Genomic DNA, 17279 nt, shown 5'->3' on the forward strand with positions numbered 1-17279 from the left:
GAGGACCATCATGGAAATTCGTCCCATCCTGTCCGCGCTGCTGCGGAATAAAACCGGCCCGATTCTGGTCGCGGTGCAGGTCGCACTGAGCCTGGCAATCCTGACCAACGCGCTGCATATCGTGCAGCTGCGCCAGGCCGTGATGGCGCGCCCCAGCGGCATCGCCAACGAACAGGACGTGTTCGGCCTGTGGGTCCAGCACATCAAGGTCCTGCCGCACGAGGCCAGCCTGGCCAGCCAGAAGGCTGAACTGACCACCATCCGTTCGGTGGCCGGCGTGCAGTCGGTGGCTGAAACCACCCAGTTGCCGCTGACCCGCTCCGGCAATTACCGCGGCCTGAGCACCGACCGCAAGCAGCTCAACGCCATCGCCACCGCGTCCAACTTCTACACCGGCGACTCGCTGGTCAAAACCTGGGGACTGCAGCTGACCGAGGGGCGCGACTTCTTCCCGGCTGAAGTGCCGGAGGTGGACCAGACGGTCAGCAAGGAGGAGCCCACGGTCACCATCATCACCCGCGTGCTGGGCGAGAAGCTGTGGCCGGGCGCCACCAGCTTTGCTGGCAAGACCCTGCTGGTGGGCGCCGGCGCCGAGGCCCGCGAACTGCGCGTGGTCGGCGTGGTGGAGAAACTGCAGACGCCAGGCGCACAGCTGGGCGACCGTGGCGAGCAGTCGATGATCGTCCCGCTGCGCTTCACCGGCGACTCCGGCTACACCTACACGGTGCGTGCCGAGCCGGGACAGCTGGACCGCGTGATGAAGGAAACCGAAGCCGCGCTGCGCGCCGCCACGCCGGAAGCACTGATCATCAAGACCCGCTCCATGACCGAATACCGCAACATCCGCTACCGCGCCGACAACGCGCTGGCGTGGATGCTGGTGACGGTCAGCGTGCTGCTGTTGCTGATTACCGCCAGCGGCATCGTCGGCATGGCCAGCCTGTGGGTGACGCAACGGCGCAAGCAGATTGGCGTGCGGCGCGCGCTGGGTGCGCGCAGGATCGATATCATGCGTTACTTCCTGACCGAGAATTTCATGATCACCAGCGCCGGTGTCGGTGCCGGCGTGCTGCTGGCGCTGGGCCTGAATCAGCTGTTGGTCAGCAAGCTGGAAATGGCGCGGCTGCCGGTAGGCTATCTGCTGACCGGCGCCGGCATGTTGTGGGCACTGGGCTTGATCGCGGTGTATGGGCCGGCCTGGCGCGCGGCCAGCATCTCACCAGCCACCGCGACCCGCACCGCGTAAGGTGCGGGGATGTTATGCTTGCGCCATGCCTACCGTACTGATTATCGACGATAACGCCGCCGTTGCCGTGGCCCTGGACGTGCTGTTCTCGCTGCACGATATCGAAGCGCTGCGCGCGGCCTCGCCCGAGGCCGGCCTGGCGCTGCTGGAGCAGCACAGCGTGGACCTGGTGATCCAGGATATGAACTTCACGGCCGACACCACCTCCGGCGAGGAAGGCACGGCGCTGTTCCGCGCCATCCGCGCGCGCCATCCGGAGCTGCCGGTGATCCTGCTGACGGCGTGGACGCATCTGGATGCGGCGGTGGACCTGATCAAGGCCGGCGCCGCCGATTACCTGGCCAAGCCGTGGGACGACCACAAGCTGATCGCCACCGTCAACAATCTGATCGAACTGGGACAGGCCAAGCGCGCCTTGCAGCAGCGGGTGCAATCCGAACTGCGCCAGCGCCGCGAGCTGGAAAGCGGCCACGATCTGCGCGGCATGGTGTATCAGGACCCTGCCACCGAACGCGTGATCCATCTGGCCTGCCAGGTGGCGCGCGCCGACGTGCCGGTGCTGATCTCCGGCCCCAACGGCACCGGCAAGGAGCGGATCGCGGAAATCATCCAGGCCAATTCCTCGGTGCGCAACGGCCCGTTCGTGGTGTTGAACTGCGGCGCCATCCCGTCCGAGTTGATCGAAGCCGAGCTGTTTGGCGCGGAGGCCGGCGCCTACACTGGCGCCTCCAAGGCGCGCGAGGGCAAGTTTGAAGCGGCCGATGGCGGCACGCTATTCCTCGACGAAATCGGCAATCTGCCACTGGCCGGACAAATGAAGCTGTTGCGGGTGCTGGAGACCGGGCGCTTCGATCGTCTCGGCTCCAACCGCGAGCGCCAGGTCAAGGTGCGCGTGGTCAGCGCCACCAATGCGGATCTGCAGGCGATGATCAAGGCCGGCAGCTTCCGCGAGGATCTGTTCTATCGGCTGAACGTGATCGAACTGCGGCTGCCGCCACTGGCGGCGCGGCCAATGGACATCCTGCCGCTGGCCATGCACTTCCTCGGCCCGGACAAGCAGCTGCACGCGGATGCACGGGCGGCGCTGCTGGCGCATGCGTGGCCGGGCAATGTGCGGGAGCTGAAGAATGTGATGATGCGCGCCGCGCTGCTGGCCAGCGGTGATGTCATCAAAGTGGCCGATCTCGGTCTGCCGGTTGCCACGGCCAGTAACGGCATCGGCCACGGCGCCGAAGACGGCATGCGCGAGCCAGACCGCGACGCCATCAGCCTGGCGCTGAGCCGCGCCGGCGGCGTGGTGGCGCAGGCGGCGGCGGAACTCGGCCTGTCGCGCCAGGCGCTGTACCGCCGCATGGAGCGGCTGGGCATCGTCCGCCCGTAATGGAGCGCGAACCACCAGCGCCCGAGCGCCAGCCGGACGAGCCCACGCCACCGGGCGACCGGCCGCGCCGCACCGCCACCGCAGCGCGCCGCTCCGGCCTCCGTCTGTCATTGCTGACCCGCTGGACCGCGCTGATCGGCACCCTGCTGACGGTCGGCATCCTGATCGCGCTGGCCCTGCTGCACTACCTGCCGGCCAATCCCGGGCTGGTGGTCGCCATCTGCCTGCTGTGCGTACTGCCGATCTCCATCATCACCATCCGCGCCGAACTGGAACGCATGCTGTCGCTGTTCCGCGCCCTCACCGGCACCGTCACCAGCTACCGCGACGGCGACTTTTCGTTCAGCCTGCACTGGCCGCAGAACGATGAACTGAGCGACCTGGTGACCGCCCACAACGCCCTCGGCGACGTGCTGCGCCAACAGCGCCTCGACCTGGTGCAGCGCGAACTGCTGCTGGACACCATGGTCCAGAACACGCCGGTGGCCATGCTGCTGGTCCGCGAGTCCGGCCCCATCGTCTACGCCAATATCGCCGCGCGCCAGCTGCTGCACCAGGGCCGCCGCCTCGAAGGCCACAAACTGGACGACATCCTGCAGCACGCCTCCCCCGCCCTGCTGGAAGCGCTGGCACGCGGCGGCGATGGCCTGTTCACCACCAAGGACAATGAAGAGGAAGAGGTCTACCACCTGGCCCGCCGCAGCTTCAACCTGAACGGCCGCAAACACGAACTGCTGCTGCTGCGCCAACTGACCATGGAGCTGCGCCGGCAGGAAGTCCAGACCTGGAAAAAAGTCATCCGCGTCATTAGCCACGAACTGAATAACTCACTGGCGCCACTAACCTCGCTGGCCCACTCCGGCGCCGAGCTGGTACGGCGCGGCCAGCCGGAACGCCTGCCGCAAATCCTGGGCACCATCGAAGAACGCACGCGCCACCTCGAAAGCTTCATCCTCGGCTACGCGCGCTTCGCCAAGCTGCCGGCACCGCGCCTGGAAGCGCAGCAGTGGCAGCCCTTCATCGACCAGTTGCGCGAGCAAGTGATCTTCACACAAAGCGGCGAAGCCCCTGCCGAAGCCTGCGCCTTCGATCCGGCCCAACTGGAACAGGCGCTATTGAACCTGCTGAAGAACGCCCACGAATCCGGCTCGCCCGCCGACCAGGTCAGCCTGGAAGTGCGGCGCCTGCACGAAGGCGTGCGCATCGACGTGCAAGATCGCGGCCCCGGCATGAGCGACGCCGTGCTGACCAACGCGCTGGTGCCGTTCTATTCGACCAAACGCAGTGGCACCGGCCTCGGTCTGGCGCTGGCGCGCGAGATCGCGGAGGCGCACGGCGGCCGCATCACCCTCGCCAATCGCGAAGGAGGCGGCCTGACCGTCACCATCATCCTGCCGTTGGCCTGATAAACTAGCGGGATGTCCAAGTCTCCCGCCAACGCCGTCCGTTTCGACCAGCCCGGCCATCCACCGGCCACCATCACCGAATTCCAGGGCGTGCGCAGCCTGCACCTCGGCACCTCATGGGTGCAGGGCGCGATGCGCGTCGCCAAACCAGACAACATCGAACTCGAATACGTGCAGATGATGATGATGTGGTTGCTGTTTAACGAGCAGCCACGCCACATCGTGCAACTGGGCCTGGGTAGCGCCGCGCTGACCAAGTTCTGCTACCGCCGCCTGCCGCAGGCGCGCGTCACCGCGATCGAACTCAATCCCAACGTAATCGCCATGTGCGAAGCGCAGTTCGCGCTGCCGCCCAACGACGAACGGCTGCAGGTACGCGAAATGAACGCGCTCGATTTCGTGCTCGATCCAGCCAACCGCAACACGGTCGACATCCTGCAGGTGGACCTGTACGACGAGGAGGCGCGCGGGCCGGTGCTGAGCAGCCAGGAGTTCTACCAGGGCTGCGCCGACGTGCTGCGCGACGGCGGCATCATGACCACCAACGTATTCGGCGACGACTTCGCCAACTACGACAAGAACCTGCAGATCATGGAGCTGGTGTTCGACGCCGTGGTCTGGCTGCCGGAAGTACACGACGCGAACATCGTCGTCATCGCCTTCAAGGAATCGCCATCGCTGGACTTCAGCGTGCTGTATGAGCGCGCCGCCCACCTCAAGAAAACCCTGAATCTACCGGCCAAAAACTGGGTAAATGGTTTGAAGGGCTGGATGCTGGACCAGCAGTAGTTTTCCGTCTATCGATATGCGCGCGCATCATACCGATGCAGGCGCGCCACACTTTTGTGCACCTCTGCACCACAGTCGTTCCGGGCCGCCGGCCAGATTACGATACATTGCGTTACAAAGCACGAAATATTAGCAAATGTGCATAATTCGCAACATTGTGGTGCATGTCGCGTTGTACTGGATTCACGCGGCCCCTTAGTATTTTTCCAACGGCTTACCCAAGTCGTTCACGAAAAATACCAAGAGAGAGAACCATGCAAAGAGCACCTCAATTCAAACGCACCTTGCTCGCCAGCGCCATCCTGCTGCTGGCGGCGCAAACGGCCCAGGCGCAATCGTCCACCGACGGCAGCGTAAAGGCCGAGGAACAAACGGTGGTGGTCCTGGGCTCGCGCTCGGTGGCCAAGACCGCGCTGGACACGTCCTCCCCGGTGGGCCTGATCAGCCAGAAGGACTTGCAGACCGCCGGCCCGCTGGAGCTGGGCAAGCTGCTGCAAACGCTGGACCCGTCGTTCAACTTCTCCACCACCTTCATCAGCGACGGCACCGACTCGATCCGCCCCGCCACCCTGCGTTCGCTGGGACCGGACCAGGTGCTGGTACTGGTGAACGGCAAGCGCCGTCACCAGCAGGCGCTGGTCAACGTGCAGCAGACCATCGGCCGTGGCTCGGCCGGCACCGACATCAACGCCATTCCGCTGGCGGCCATCCACCACATCGAAGTGCTGCGCGACGGCGCCGCCGCCCAATACGGCTCGGATGCGATTGCGGGCGTGATCAACATCGTGCTGAAATCGAACATCGGCGAGACCGCGCTGAGCGGCCAGCTGGGCACCACCTCGGAAGGCGACGGCGACCTGTACGCGGGCAGCATCAATCGCGGCTTCGCGCTGGGTGAAAACGGCGGCTTCCTCAACCTGACGGCGGAAGCGCGCAAGCGCGGCGAGACCAATCGCGCCGGCCCGGACTCGCTACGCGTCAATCCGCCGCGCGTGACGCAGCACATCGGCGACAGCAATACCAAGGATTACTACCTGTGGTGGAACGGCGCGCTGCCGATCGACAAGCAGAGCGAGTTCTACGCCTTCGGCGGCGTTTCGCAGCGCAAGAGCGATTCGTATGGCTTCTTCCGCTCGGCCGGCGATACGCGCACCGTCACGGCGGTGTACCCGAACGGCTTCCTGCCCGCCATCCACACCGACATCAAGGACGCCTCGTTCGCCTTCGGCTACCGGCACGATCTGCCGAACGACTGGAAGGCCGACATCAGCATCAACTACGGCGCCAGCGAACTGGCCTTCCATGAGTCCAACAGCCTGAATGTGAGCTACTGGTACGAGCCGAAAGCCAGCGGCGGCATCTACGCCGAGTCGCCAACCGAGGCTGATACCGGCACGCTGAAGTTCTCGCAAGTGACCTTCAACGCCGACGTCAAGGGGCCGGTCCGTTTCGGTGACACCATCGTCTCGCTGGCCACCGGTTTCGAGTACCGCAGCGACAACTACCAGATCATCGCCGGCGATCCGGTCTCTTACCAGTACGGCCGCACCAACAATCCGGCCATCGCCATCACCACCGCCAGCGGCGCCACCGCGGCGGCAGGGATTCAGGGCTTCCCTGGCTACACGCCCGGCACGGCGGTGGATTCGGGCCGTCACAATATCGCGCTGTTCCTCGACGCCGAGACCAAGCCGGTGAACACCGTGACGCTGGGCGGCGCGCTACGCTACGAAAAATACTCGGACTTCGGCAGCACTGTCACCGGCAAACTGAGTGGCCGTTTCGACCCGACCAAGGAAATCGGCATCCGCGCCAGTCTGTCGACCGGCTTCCGCGCGCCGAGCGTGCAGCAGGAGTTCTACAGCTCCGTCTCCACCAACCTGAATAACGGCGTGCTGACCGAAACCCTGACCGCGCGCCAGGGCAGCGCCGTCACCCAGGCCTTCGGCATCAAGCCGCTGAAAGAGGAAACCTCGACCAGCGGCAGCGTGGGTGTGGTGCTGCGTCCGGCGAAGAACTTCTCACTGACCGCCGATGCGTATGAAATCCGCATCAAGGACCGCATCGTGTTCTCCAGCGAGATCGCGCCGGAAGCCAATGGCGGCCCGATCGCCAACATCCTCAAGCCGCTGGGCGTGGGCCAGGCGCAGTTCTTCACCAATGCGGTGGACACGCGCACGCGCGGCCTGGACATTGTGGCCGAGCAGACCAACAAATTCAGCGCGTCGACGCTGGTGCTGTCGGGCCAACTGGGCTTCAACAAGACGGAAGTGACCAAGCGTCATTCGACGTCGTCGGTGCTGACCGGCGAGCAGCTGTTCGACAAGTCGCAGGTGACGCTGATCGAGCATGGCCAGCCGCGCAAGCACCACGTGGTGGCGGCCGACTACACCGCCGGTGCCTGGAATCTGAACACCCGCGCCAACTACTACGGTCCGGTGTATGCGGAAAACTTCAGCCCTCTGCAGAAGTGGGACCCGCGCTGGCTGATGGATGCGTCGGTGCGTTACGCCTTCAGCAAGCGTACCTTCCTCAGCGTGGGCGTGAACAATGCGTTCAACCAGTTACCCAACCTGTGGGCCAACGGCGGCGATTTTCCTAAACTGGGCTTCACCCGCTGCTGGGAAACCTGCCCTATCGGCGTGAACGGCCGTTCGTTCTACGTGCGGGCGGATACGGCGTTCTAAGTTCCGCCGCCAGCGCGGACTTGCGATTGGCGGCATAGGCCGCAAGGTGCACCACCGCCGCCAATCGCTGTACCAGTTCATCCATTTGCTCGGCCGGCACTTGTGCGTAGCCGAGCATCAGTCCCTTCCAGCCTGAATCGCCTTGCGTGTCGTGGGTGCTGAGCGCATTGACGGCGATGCCGTGCCGCGCCGCCTGCGCCACCACCGCCACATCATCCATGCCCTCGCGCTTGAAGCGCAGCGACAAATGCATGCCGGCCGAGCCGCCATGCACCGTGGCCACCGCGCCGAGATGCTTTTGTAGCGCTGTCACCAGCGCGTCGCGCCGCTGCCGGTACAACCGCCGCATGCGGCGCAAGTGCAGCAGGAACTGGCCGCTGCGCAGGAACTCCGCCAACGCCAATTGTTCCGCGACGCGGCCGCGTGCCGACGACTGCGCGCGCATCTGCGCAAATTGATCTGCCAGCGCGGCCGGCACCACCACAAAACCTATCCGCAGCGAGGGGAACATCGTTTTGCTGAAGGTACCGAGATAGACTACCGGCGCGTCTTTGGCCAAGCCCTGCATGGCGTGCAGCGGCGCGCCGTCGTGACGGAATTCGCTGTCGTAGTCGTCCTCGATAATCAGCGCGCCGGCGGTGTGCGCCGCTTCGATCAGCGCATGGCGGCGGCGCAGACTGAGCACGCTGCCCACCGGGTACTGGTGCGAGGGCGTGGTGTAGATCAGGCGCGGTGGCCGCAGCAGCCAATCGTCCGGCTTGGGCGCGATGCCTTCGTCGTCGACGTCGATGCCGGCCACCGCCAGTCCGGCGCCGCGCGCGGCCGCCAGCGCGCCGCCGTAGCCGGGATTTTCAATCCAGATGGTGTCGCCGTCGTCGGCCAGCGCGAGCATGCACAGATCCAGGCTGCTTTGCGTGCCGTCGGTGATGAACACTTGCGTCGCCTCGCACACCACGCCGCGCGAAGCGCGCAGATGATCGGCAATGGCGGCGCGCAGCTGTGGCTCGCCGGCCGGGTCGCCGTAGTTCAGCTGCCGCACCGTTATACCGCGCAGCGCGCGCTCCAGCATGCGCCGCCATAGCGCCATCGGAAACTGCTCCAGCGCCGGCACGCCAGGCACAAACGCGCCCATGCGGTCAGCTGCACCGGACACCGGCCGCAGATTGCATGCGCGCTGCGACAAGCCTGGCGCCAGCTGCGCCGCCGCCTCGCCCGCGCTCCCGCTATCTCCCATGGGCGCACCCGTTGTGCGCAGCTCAGCCACCACCGTGCCGCGCCGATCGGTTGTCACGAAGCCCTCGCTGGCCAGCTGTTCGTACGCGTACAGCACCGTATTGCGCGCCACACCCAGTTCCTCGGCCAGCGCCCGCGAGGCCGCCAGGCGCTGGCCGGCGGCCAGCTTGCCGCTGCGGATGGCATCACGCAGACATTCGTGCAACAGACGCTGACGCGGCCAGCCCTGCTGGCGATGCTGTGCATCATAAGTATTGATCAGCAGCGAGATATCCATTCGTGGCTCCAAATAATTACCCATAGCTGGATCTTTTTATAGAGCCAGTAAGCGCATTATATTGCAGTCTTTCGAAAGGAGATCATGAACACGCCACCGACCGATCGCACCCGCATCCGCCGCATCGCCACCAACGCGCACTACGACAGCGCCACGCTGCACGCCATCATTGACGACGCCTATCTGTGCCACATCGCCTTCAGCGACGCCAGGGGCGCGCATTGCATCCCCACCGCGTGCTGGCGCGAGGCGGACCATCTATACATCCATGGCTCGAACGGCAGTCGCATGCTGAAGCGTCTGATGGAAGACGAATGCTGCGTGACGATCACGCACCTGGATGGACTGGTATTGGCGCGATCGGCCTTTAGCCATTCGATGAACTACCGCTCGGCCATGATCTACGGCCGCTTTGAGGTGGTGGAAGGCGATGACGCGCGCCATGCGATGGAAGCGTTCATGGAGAAGCTGGCGCCCGGTCGCCAGGCCGAAATCCGTCCCGGATCGGACAAGGAATACGCGGCCACCACCGTGATGCGCATCCCGCTGACGGAAGCCGCCTGCAAAATCCGCAGCGGCGGTCCGAATGACGACGAGGAAGATCTGAGCTGGCCAGCATGGGCAGGCGTGCTGCCCTGGGCACGCACGCCAATCGCACCGCAAGCCGATCCGGCCTGCACGCTGCCGGCGCCGGCTTACGTGCGCGACTGGCTGCGGAGATAAGCAGGACGTTCGCGCATGCGCTGGACATAGGCGCGAATGGCGGGATAAGGCGCGAGGTCGACCGGCTGAAACAGCAGCATGGTGGTGAGGCTGAACAGGGTCATGATGTCGGCGGCGCTGAAATCGTCGCCGGCCAGACAGGACGCTACCGCCAGCCGCGCCTCAACCAGGGATAGCGCCAGCTCCGCGCGGCCGCGCACCGCCGTCAGCACAGGATGGTCGTCCGGCAGTTGCGCGCGGCTCACCGACAACAGACGCAGCAGCGCAGGCTGCAGCGTGCCATTGGCGAAGTGGAACCAGTACAGGAAATCGGCATACGCCGCCGATTCGGGCCCCGGCTTGAGCCGCCCCTGGCCATGCTTGACGATGATGTACTCCACGATGGCGGCGGATTCGGCCAGCATCACATCGCCATCCTCGATCACCGGCGCCGCTCCCAGCGGGTGCAGCGCCTTCAGCGCCGGCGGCGAAAGTCGGGTGACAGGATCGCGCTGGTAACACTGCAATTCATACGGTATGCCCAGTTCTTCGCAGAGCCAGACAATGCGCTCGGACTGGGAGTCATTCAGGTGGTGTATCCGGATCATGATTGAAGTCCTCTGACGGCAGTGGGGGTGAAGCCGAAGCGCTGGCGAAAACGCACGGCGAAACGGGAAGGCGATGCATAGCCGACCATCAACGCAATCCGCGCCACCGGTGCGGGAACGCCGGCCTGCGGGTGCAGCGCTTCGGTCGCGCGCCCGAAGGCATAGTCCAGCAGCGCCTGTCCGGGGCCGGCTTGTGCGGCGGCGCCGATGCCGGGGCGGTCGCGTCGTGAGGGTTTGTGGGCACGCATAGGATGGACCGGAAAGGTTGATGCAGCTAGTGTACCTGCTGTCCGCCCCGCGCGCCGTGCTGCGTCAATCGGTTTCTGTGCCGATCCGCTCAGATGGACGGCTGCCACCGCCCCGCTGCTCGCGCCACCACAGGCCGAACAGCGCGAGCGCGAACACGATGGCCGTCGGCCATGACGGCCACTGCTCGCCGCCCATACCAGCGGTGCCGGCATCGGCGCGGGCAATGCCGGATGGCGTAGCGCGGGCTACGTACACCGCAGTGGCATCGCGACGCAGTGCGCGCTGCCAGGCCGGCCAGTCGCCGGCGGCGTAGACGTATTCGCTGCCCTGCTCCGTCATGCCTTCCGCTGACACTTGTACCCAGCCGGCCTGCCGTGGCCAGAACGCGGCGCACACGCCATCCGCCTTGTCGCTACGCGGCTGCATGGCCAGCGGCGGCTGTCCTGTCACAGTCAGCGCCGCACCAGGTTTGACGCCCTGCGCGCATACTTCGCTGCGCAGGCCGGGCACCGGCATCGGATCATTCAACTGCCAGGCGGTTTTCTGCGGACTCTCCAGCGCAATGCGGTCCATGGCCGACTGCCACCACAAGGTCAGCAAATGCGGCTCGCTGATCGCATATTTGTGCCAGTCCATGACGCCCATCCATACCACCTGCCCTTGGCCCACGGCGCGCTGCCACATCCACGGCTGCTTCTTCACATCGCGCGCCAGCACCGACCATGGCGCTGCGGCGTTGTCGGCGGGGTTCAGCGTGGCCGGTGGCATGGCCAACGTGACGCCGAACTGGCGCACGTCTTCCTTCTCGGTCGTGGGTGACTGTGGATGTAGATACAGACCCAGCTCCCGCTGCCACATGCTGACGTCGGCCGCGCTGCCGCCCAGGATCACCAGCGTTATGCCCTGCGCCGCTTGCGCCAGTAGGCTGCCGCGCGCGGCGGGACTCAGGTGTTCGACATAGGCGGCATCGACGAAGATCGCGTTGGGTGTGGTCAGCGGCGCGCGCGCGGTTTCGCTGCGGGTGATGGCTTTGCCCAGCGTGACGTTCCAGTCCATGATCGCGCCGCCATCGGCCAGCAGCTGGTTCAATACGCGCGCATCGAATGATGGGGCGTCGAAGCGGCCCTGGATTTGCAGGGGAACTGCGTCCTTGACTTGCAACGGGATCGGGCCCTGCGCGATCGTCTTGCCGTTTGCATCCAGCAGGCGGGCTTGCAGCACCATGTTCTCGGCCACCGGCGCCAGCCACTGCACCGACAGTTGCGACGCTGCGGATGGTGTGCCGGAATCGGCCAGCACCTGCTTGTTTTCCGCCAGCAGTTGCAGGCGCCATGCGGCCGATTGCGGACGACGCACTGTCAGCGTGAAGATGCGGCCCAACGATATCGAGCGTGGAAAGTCCAACCATAGCAGGTCCGCCGCCGCCGGTTTCCATTGCAGCGGACGCGCGGGCAGATCGCGCCATTCGGCGTCACGCAGGCCGTCGCCGGTCTGCACGATGCCGGCCGCCGCCGGAATCGCTGCGCGGTCGGCATCTGCGAGGCGGCCAGCCGCCGTTCCGACAGCGATCGAGGTCGCGGTGGCGGATGTGCCATCGGTTGGCAAGCGCACGTCGGCTATCGTCACCGCCAGCGCAGCGCCGGCCACGCCAGCCAGCAGGGCGTCCGCCCAACGCCGCTTGCGCGCATACAGCAGCGCGCTCACCACGCCGGTGCCGAGCGCCAGCAGCGGTGGCGCCAAGGTCGCCAGGTCTGTAGACATCATCATTTCCCCTGCTCCTTGCCTTGCCACGCCTTGCTGAACGCCGTATCGGCCGATGGACGCGCCTGCAACAGCACCGGCGCATCCGTCAGTGTGCCGCGCAACCAGGCACGCAGTTCGGCGCGGCATGGCACGCAGCCATCCTGCACATCCTGCACCGCGCGCTGTGCGCTCAGCTTCTGTTCCTGATCGCCGATGCGCGCCGCTATCGCATCACGCGCCGCTTTACTCCACAGCGCCGGCAGCGCGCCATCCCGCGACAACGCCTGCACCAGATCGCGCACCTCGGCCGGCACCGTATCACCAGCCGTGCCCTGCGCGCGCTTGTAGCTCATGGCGCCGACGATATCGCCGGTCATGCGCTTCTCTTCCTTCAGTGCTGGCGGCACAAAAGCGGTGCGGTGCAGGTAGACCCGCTCCGCAGCCTGCAGTTCCTTGATGGCGTCCAGCGCCTTGTATTCCGGCGGCAGCGCGGTCTTGGGCGAGACTGCGCGCAGCGATTTTTCAGCATCCCACATCGCCGCCAGCGCGCGCTTCAATACCGCCTTGGTTTGCGGATCGAAGATGGTGGCGTTGTCTTCCTGGTCGTGGGCGTGGCCGAATTCTTTCATCATACCGGCCTCGCCCTTGTCGTTGTCGTGGTGTTCGTGTTCATGCTCCTCGTTGCCGAACAAGCTGGATTCCTCGCCCAGGAACTGCCCATAGCGCAAACGCAGCGCGGCCTGGTCGGCGGCGATGCCTTCGCTACGGCTGCGCAGCGTGGCGGCGGCCATATCGGGATGCGCCTTCAGATCGGCCACCAGCTGTTCGGTGTCGATAATGACCTGGCGCTGGCTGCGCAGGTTTTCCGGTTTGCTCATCGATGGCAATGCAGTGGAATCCAGGCTTTCCGCTTCGGGGCCGGGCAGACGCAGGGTGTAGGTCGGCGACTGCGTGGTGTGCGGATTTTCCGGCGCGTTGTCGGTGGCGCGGACGAAGAAGTAGAGTTCATCGCCTGGCTCCATGCCGAGTTCCGCCAGCGTCCACTGCTTTTTCCAGCTGCGGGTCTTGGGGTCGTTCGATTGCGGCAGCGGGACTTCCTTGTCGCTGAAGCGGATGTTTTCGCCGCTGCCGCGCGCGAGGGTCATGTGCAGGCTGGCGCGGACGATGGCGTAATCGTCTTTTGCGCTGACCGATATCTGGACGGTGCTGGTGTCTTTTTTCAGCAGGTGGATCAGTTCCGTGGGTTCGATGACGGTGACTTCGGGTGCCTGGTCTGGTGTAACGCGGATGTTGTAGCGGCTGGTGTTGGTGCCGCGCGTGCGCCAGAACAGCGAGTCTTCAACGCGCAGTGTGGCGCAATCCGGGCCGATGGTGAGGGTTTGGCCGTCGCCGAGTTCCACTATCGGCTGGGCGCCGGTCGGGTTCTTTACGCACCAGCGGACTTGCGAGTATTGCGGGATCTGGATGTCGCGCGCACCGGTGTCGAAGGCGGCGACGCCGGTGTAGGCTGGAGGCGTGACGCGCAGATAGACCTCGCCATCGATAATCGGTTTGCCGGCCTGCTGCTGATGGCGCGGCACGGCGGCGATAGTGGACTGGGCATGGAAACCGGCTGCGGCGCCGGCAATGGCGAGGCTGACCAGTAGCGGCGCGATTGCGTAGCGGCTTTGTTGGCGGGCGATGCTGCGGTAGTCGTGGTCGGTCAGCGCGCTGGCGAGACGGGCTTGCAGGCGTTGTTGCTGCAGTCGGGTGATGGGCGTTTGGGGGGCGCTGGCCAGCAGTGCGCTGCTGTCTTCCAGCGCGGGGATGGCTTCGTTCAGCCAGGATGTCCATTGTGTGGCGGTGCGGCGGCGCCAGCGCGCCGCGTCGGCGATGGCCCATACCGCCCATGCGACGATGGCGATGGCGGCTGCCGTGCGAGCGGCTGGCAGGACGATGGCGAGAATCGCCAGCGGGGCGAGCACCAACAGCCATTGCGGCGCGCGGCGGCGCAGGATGGCGGCCCACAGCCGGCGTAGCAGGTGGTCAGTTTCGCCGGGCATGGGTCAGGGTCCGTTCGAGTATGAAGAGGGCTAGCAGAATCAGGGCGAGCCAGTATTCGGGTTTGGCGTTTTTGATGGCCGGCAGCGCGGCGGCGGCGAAGCTTTGCGATGGCATGGCGTAGGCTGGGGCGGGCGTGGCAGCCAGTGCTTGCCAGGTGTCGTAAAGGGCGCGTGCGGCGCCGGCGTCGCGTGGCGGGAATGCGTCCGAGGTCCAGACGCGGCCACGCGCAGTGTCGGCGTATTTCAGGATGATGCCGTTGGCTGTCAGCGTGACAGCGTTGGTCAGCTCGGGGAAGGCGGCCGCAGTGCTCCACCAGTGGGGCGCGCGCCAGTTGGCGGGTGGTGCGGTGTTGGACTGGTCCCAGATGATCAGCGAGGTGCGGGCGTCCGGCTCGGTGGTCAGCGTGTGGTGCGCAGTGCCGCCGCCGGCGACATCGAAGGCCGCAAACAGGGAACGCCAGGCGCCGGCGTGTGCGCTCTCGGCCGACAGGGCGATGCGCTGCTCGATCGACGGGGCGGCCGGCGGTGCTGGTGGCATTTGTGCGCGCACCGTGACGGCATGGCCGAATTGCGGTATGCGAGCGGGCATGGCGATCTGGTTGGCGCGGGTGACGATGAGGATACGGGCGTCCGCACGCCAATCGCGCTCGTTCTGGCGCAGCCATTGCAACGCCGATGGCGGCAGCGGCATGCGCGCGGCGCCGCCAAAACCAGCAGCGGTGATTTGCTGCTCGGCCCAGCTCTGATCCACGCCGGCATCCAGCAGCACGGTATCGCCACGCCATGGGAATACCACCGCCGCCAACCACGCGATCAAGGCAATCAACAGCAGGCAGCGCACCAGCAGCAGTACCTTGTCGCGCCACTGCCAGACCCGCAACTGTTCCGGCGGCGCCGACGGCAGGAACCGCGCCGTCGCCAGCAGCTCGGCCTTGATGCGCTGACGCTTCTGCCGATGCCACCAAATCGGCAGCAACAGTAGCGGCAATGCCAGCCACCACAAAGGATAGGTACTCACCATCATTTAGCGCGTGCTCCCGCCAGCTGCAACCAGCTGCGCAAGACGCTCCCCAGCGGCTGCTCGATGCATGCCTCATGGTGAACGATGTTATGTTGACGACAGCTGGCCGCCACGCTGTCAAAGTGCGCACGGCTTTGCTGCTTGTAGTGTGCCCTGTCGGCGTTGCCGATGCGGTGCAAGCCATCCATCCGCTCAGGATCGCGATAACCGGTGCCGGATTTGAAACTGGCGTCCACCTCGGCCTGCGTGCGCAACGTCAGCAGACGTACGTCATGGCGCATATTCCGCAGCCGCAGCAAGGCTTCGCTCAGCGGCGATGGCCAGTCGAGGAAATCGCTGGCGGTGAAGATCACACTCGGCGCGCGGGCGAAATGCAGGCTGCTGCGCAGGATGTCGGCAGCGGGCAGCACGCCCTGCGGCGTGACTTTATTCATGGCCGCCAGCACGCGCTGCAACTGACGCGGGCCGCGCGAGGCCGGCGTGAAGTCGATGCGGCCATCGGTGCAGATCAGCAGCCCGAAGGCGTCGCCCTGACGCTGCGCGATCGCGGCCACGCAAGCCAGCACGGTGCGCGCGAACCACAGCTTGTCGACGCCGTTGATCTCACGGCTAGGCTCCGCCATCGACGCGGTCGCGTCCAACACCAACCACACCGCGACATGACTGTCGCGCTCCGCCTCACGGACGAAATAGCGGTCGGCGCGGGCCAGCAGCTTCCAGTCCACGCGGCGCCATTCGTCGCCCGGCGCGTAGGCACGGTACTCGGAGAATTCGACGCCGGCGCCGCGCTCGCGGCCAGCGTGAATGCCATGGCCCAGCCCCGCCAGCACGTGGCGGATCACCAGATCCAGATCGCGCGTCTGCGCCAGCGCGGCGCTGGTGGCGGCTTGCATCAGTCAGGACGAATGTGGTCGCGCAGCGCCTGCAGGATGTCGGCAATCGCAATGCCGTCCGCCTCGGCCTCGAAGTTGCGCAGCACACGGTGCGCCAGCACCGGCAGCAGCATCTCGCCGATATCCTCGCGCGTGACGGCCAGACGGCCCTGCATCAACGCGCGTGCCTTCGATGCCAGCACCAGCGCCTGCCCGGCGCGCGGACCAGCGCCCCAGCCGATATGCTGCTTCACCGCCGGCACCGTGGTCAGCGCCGGCCTTGTGGCGCGCACCAGCCGTGTCGCATACGCCAACAGATGATCACCGATCTCGATGTCACGCACCAGCTGCTGCAGGCGCAGCAAGGTTGGCACGTCCATCACCGGTTCCGCATCCTTCAGGCCCGCGTGCGTGGTGGCGGATACCATGCGAATCTCTTCTTCCTCGGTCGGATAGACCACATCGATGCGCAGCAGGAAGCGGTCCAGCTGCGCCTCCGGCAGCGGATAAGTGCCAGCCTGCTCGATCGGATTCTGCGTCGCCAGCACAAAGAACGGCTTCGGCAGCTTGTGGGTCTGACCGGCGAAGGTCACCGAACGTTCCTGCATCGCCTCCAGCAGCGCCGATTGCGTCTTCGGCGGCGCGCGGTTGATCTCATCCGCCAGCAGCACCTGCGTGAACACCGGACCTTGCTGGAAGCGGAACTCGCGCTTGCGCGTCGCATGGTCCTCTTCCAGAATCTCGGTGCCGACGATATCGGACGGCATCAAGTCCGGCGTGAACTGCACGCGATGGAAATCCAGCTCGGTCGCTTGCGACAGCGACTTCACCAGCAGCGTCTTGCCCAGTCCCGGCACGCCCTCCACCAGCGCGTGGCCACCGGCCAGCAGGCAGATGATGAGCGAGTCGATCACGTTCTCCTGGCCGATGATCACACGCGACATGCTGGCCTTCAGCGCCTTCACCTTCGCGGTCAGTTCACCGATTTCATTTTCGCTCCAGGCGATTGCCCCATCAGCCATT

Annotated in this window: 14 protein-coding genes; 6 read left to right on the forward strand and 8 right to left on the reverse strand. The window is 65.7% G+C overall.

What is annotated here, in order from left to right; translation table 11 throughout:
* Nucleotides 1–10 precede the first annotated feature (10 nt).
* The 5 genes from GJ699_RS12895 to GJ699_RS12915 all read left to right on the forward strand — a co-directional run bounded on the left by GJ699_RS12895 (nucleotide 11) and on the right by GJ699_RS12915 (nucleotide 7509).
* A complete protein-coding gene (locus GJ699_RS12895; RefSeq protein WP_154376778.1) occupies nucleotides 11–1246 on the forward strand; it encodes an ABC transporter permease in 1236 nt (411 codons plus the stop codon).
* Nucleotides 1247–1271: 25 nt separating this feature from the next.
* On the forward strand, nucleotides 1272–2627 hold the full coding sequence (locus GJ699_RS12900; protein WP_154376780.1) for a sigma-54-dependent transcriptional regulator: 1356 nt from the start codon (nucleotides 1272–1274) through the stop codon (nucleotides 2625–2627).
* Complete coding sequence (locus tag GJ699_RS12905; RefSeq protein ID WP_154376782.1) at nucleotides 2627–4033, forward strand: sensor histidine kinase; 1407 nt, start codon at nucleotides 2627–2629, stop codon at nucleotides 4031–4033. The genes GJ699_RS12900 and GJ699_RS12905 overlap by 1 nt, the downstream gene beginning before the upstream one ends.
* 12 nt (nucleotides 4034–4045) lie before the next feature.
* A complete protein-coding gene (locus GJ699_RS12910) occupies nucleotides 4046–4822 on the forward strand; it encodes a spermine/spermidine synthase domain-containing protein (RefSeq protein ID WP_154376784.1) in 777 nt (258 codons plus the stop codon).
* A 254-nt stretch (nucleotides 4823–5076) separates the two neighbouring features.
* Nucleotides 5077–7509, forward strand: coding sequence for a TonB-dependent receptor plug domain-containing protein (locus GJ699_RS12915; RefSeq protein WP_154376786.1), 2433 nt, complete (start codon nucleotides 5077–5079; stop codon nucleotides 7507–7509).
* Here GJ699_RS12915 and pdxR read toward each other — a convergent pair.
* Entirely contained in the window at nucleotides 7457–9019 is a 1563-nt protein-coding gene (gene pdxR / locus GJ699_RS12920) for a MocR-like pyridoxine biosynthesis transcription factor PdxR (RefSeq protein ID WP_154376788.1), read from the reverse strand. The two genes, GJ699_RS12915 and pdxR, sit on opposite strands and share 53 nt — an antisense overlap.
* A gap of 84 nt (nucleotides 9020–9103) precedes the next feature.
* Here pdxR and GJ699_RS12925 point away from each other — a divergent pair, with 84 nt between their 5' ends.
* Nucleotides 9104–9742: a pyridoxamine 5'-phosphate oxidase family protein gene (locus tag GJ699_RS12925; protein WP_154376790.1), complete on the forward strand. Its 639-nt coding sequence runs from the start codon at nucleotides 9104–9106 to the stop codon at nucleotides 9740–9742.
* On the opposite strand, the gene GJ699_RS12930 is transcribed toward GJ699_RS12925, so the two are convergent.
* From GJ699_RS12930 to GJ699_RS12960, 7 genes are all read right to left on the reverse strand, one after another.
* Complete coding sequence (locus GJ699_RS12930) at nucleotides 9715–10329, reverse strand: glutathione S-transferase family protein (protein WP_154376792.1); 615 nt, start codon at nucleotides 10327–10329, stop codon at nucleotides 9715–9717. The genes GJ699_RS12925 and GJ699_RS12930 overlap by 28 nt on opposite strands.
* On the reverse strand, nucleotides 10326–10577 hold the full coding sequence (locus tag GJ699_RS12935) for a helix-turn-helix domain-containing protein (RefSeq protein WP_154376794.1): 252 nt from the start codon (nucleotides 10575–10577) through the stop codon (nucleotides 10326–10328). Before GJ699_RS12935 ends, GJ699_RS12930 begins: the two co-directional genes overlap by 4 nt.
* A gap of 64 nt (nucleotides 10578–10641) precedes the next feature.
* Complete coding sequence (locus GJ699_RS12940; RefSeq protein ID WP_229262090.1) at nucleotides 10642–12345, reverse strand: hypothetical protein; 1704 nt, start codon at nucleotides 12343–12345, stop codon at nucleotides 10642–10644.
* Entirely contained in the window at nucleotides 12342–14363 is a 2022-nt protein-coding gene (locus GJ699_RS12945) for a DUF4175 family protein (RefSeq protein WP_154376796.1), read from the reverse strand. Before GJ699_RS12945 ends, GJ699_RS12940 begins: the two co-directional genes overlap by 4 nt.
* A complete protein-coding gene (locus GJ699_RS12950) occupies nucleotides 14347–15387 on the reverse strand; it encodes a BatA domain-containing protein (protein WP_229262091.1) in 1041 nt (346 codons plus the stop codon). Before GJ699_RS12950 ends, GJ699_RS12945 begins: the two co-directional genes overlap by 17 nt.
* A complete protein-coding gene (locus tag GJ699_RS12955) occupies nucleotides 15384–16277 on the reverse strand; it encodes a DUF58 domain-containing protein (RefSeq protein WP_154376798.1) in 894 nt (297 codons plus the stop codon). The genes GJ699_RS12950 and GJ699_RS12955 overlap by 4 nt, the downstream gene beginning before the upstream one ends.
* On the reverse strand, nucleotides 16277–17278 hold the full coding sequence (locus GJ699_RS12960) for an AAA family ATPase (RefSeq protein ID WP_154376800.1): 1002 nt from the start codon (nucleotides 17276–17278) through the stop codon (nucleotides 16277–16279). The genes GJ699_RS12955 and GJ699_RS12960 overlap by 1 nt, the downstream gene beginning before the upstream one ends.
* Nucleotide 17279: the final 1 nt, after the last annotated feature.

Origin of the sequence: Duganella guangzhouensis, from assembly GCF_009674535.1 — a bacterium.
Classification (GTDB): Bacteria; Pseudomonadota; Gammaproteobacteria; order Burkholderiales; family Burkholderiaceae_D; genus Rugamonas; species Rugamonas guangzhouensis.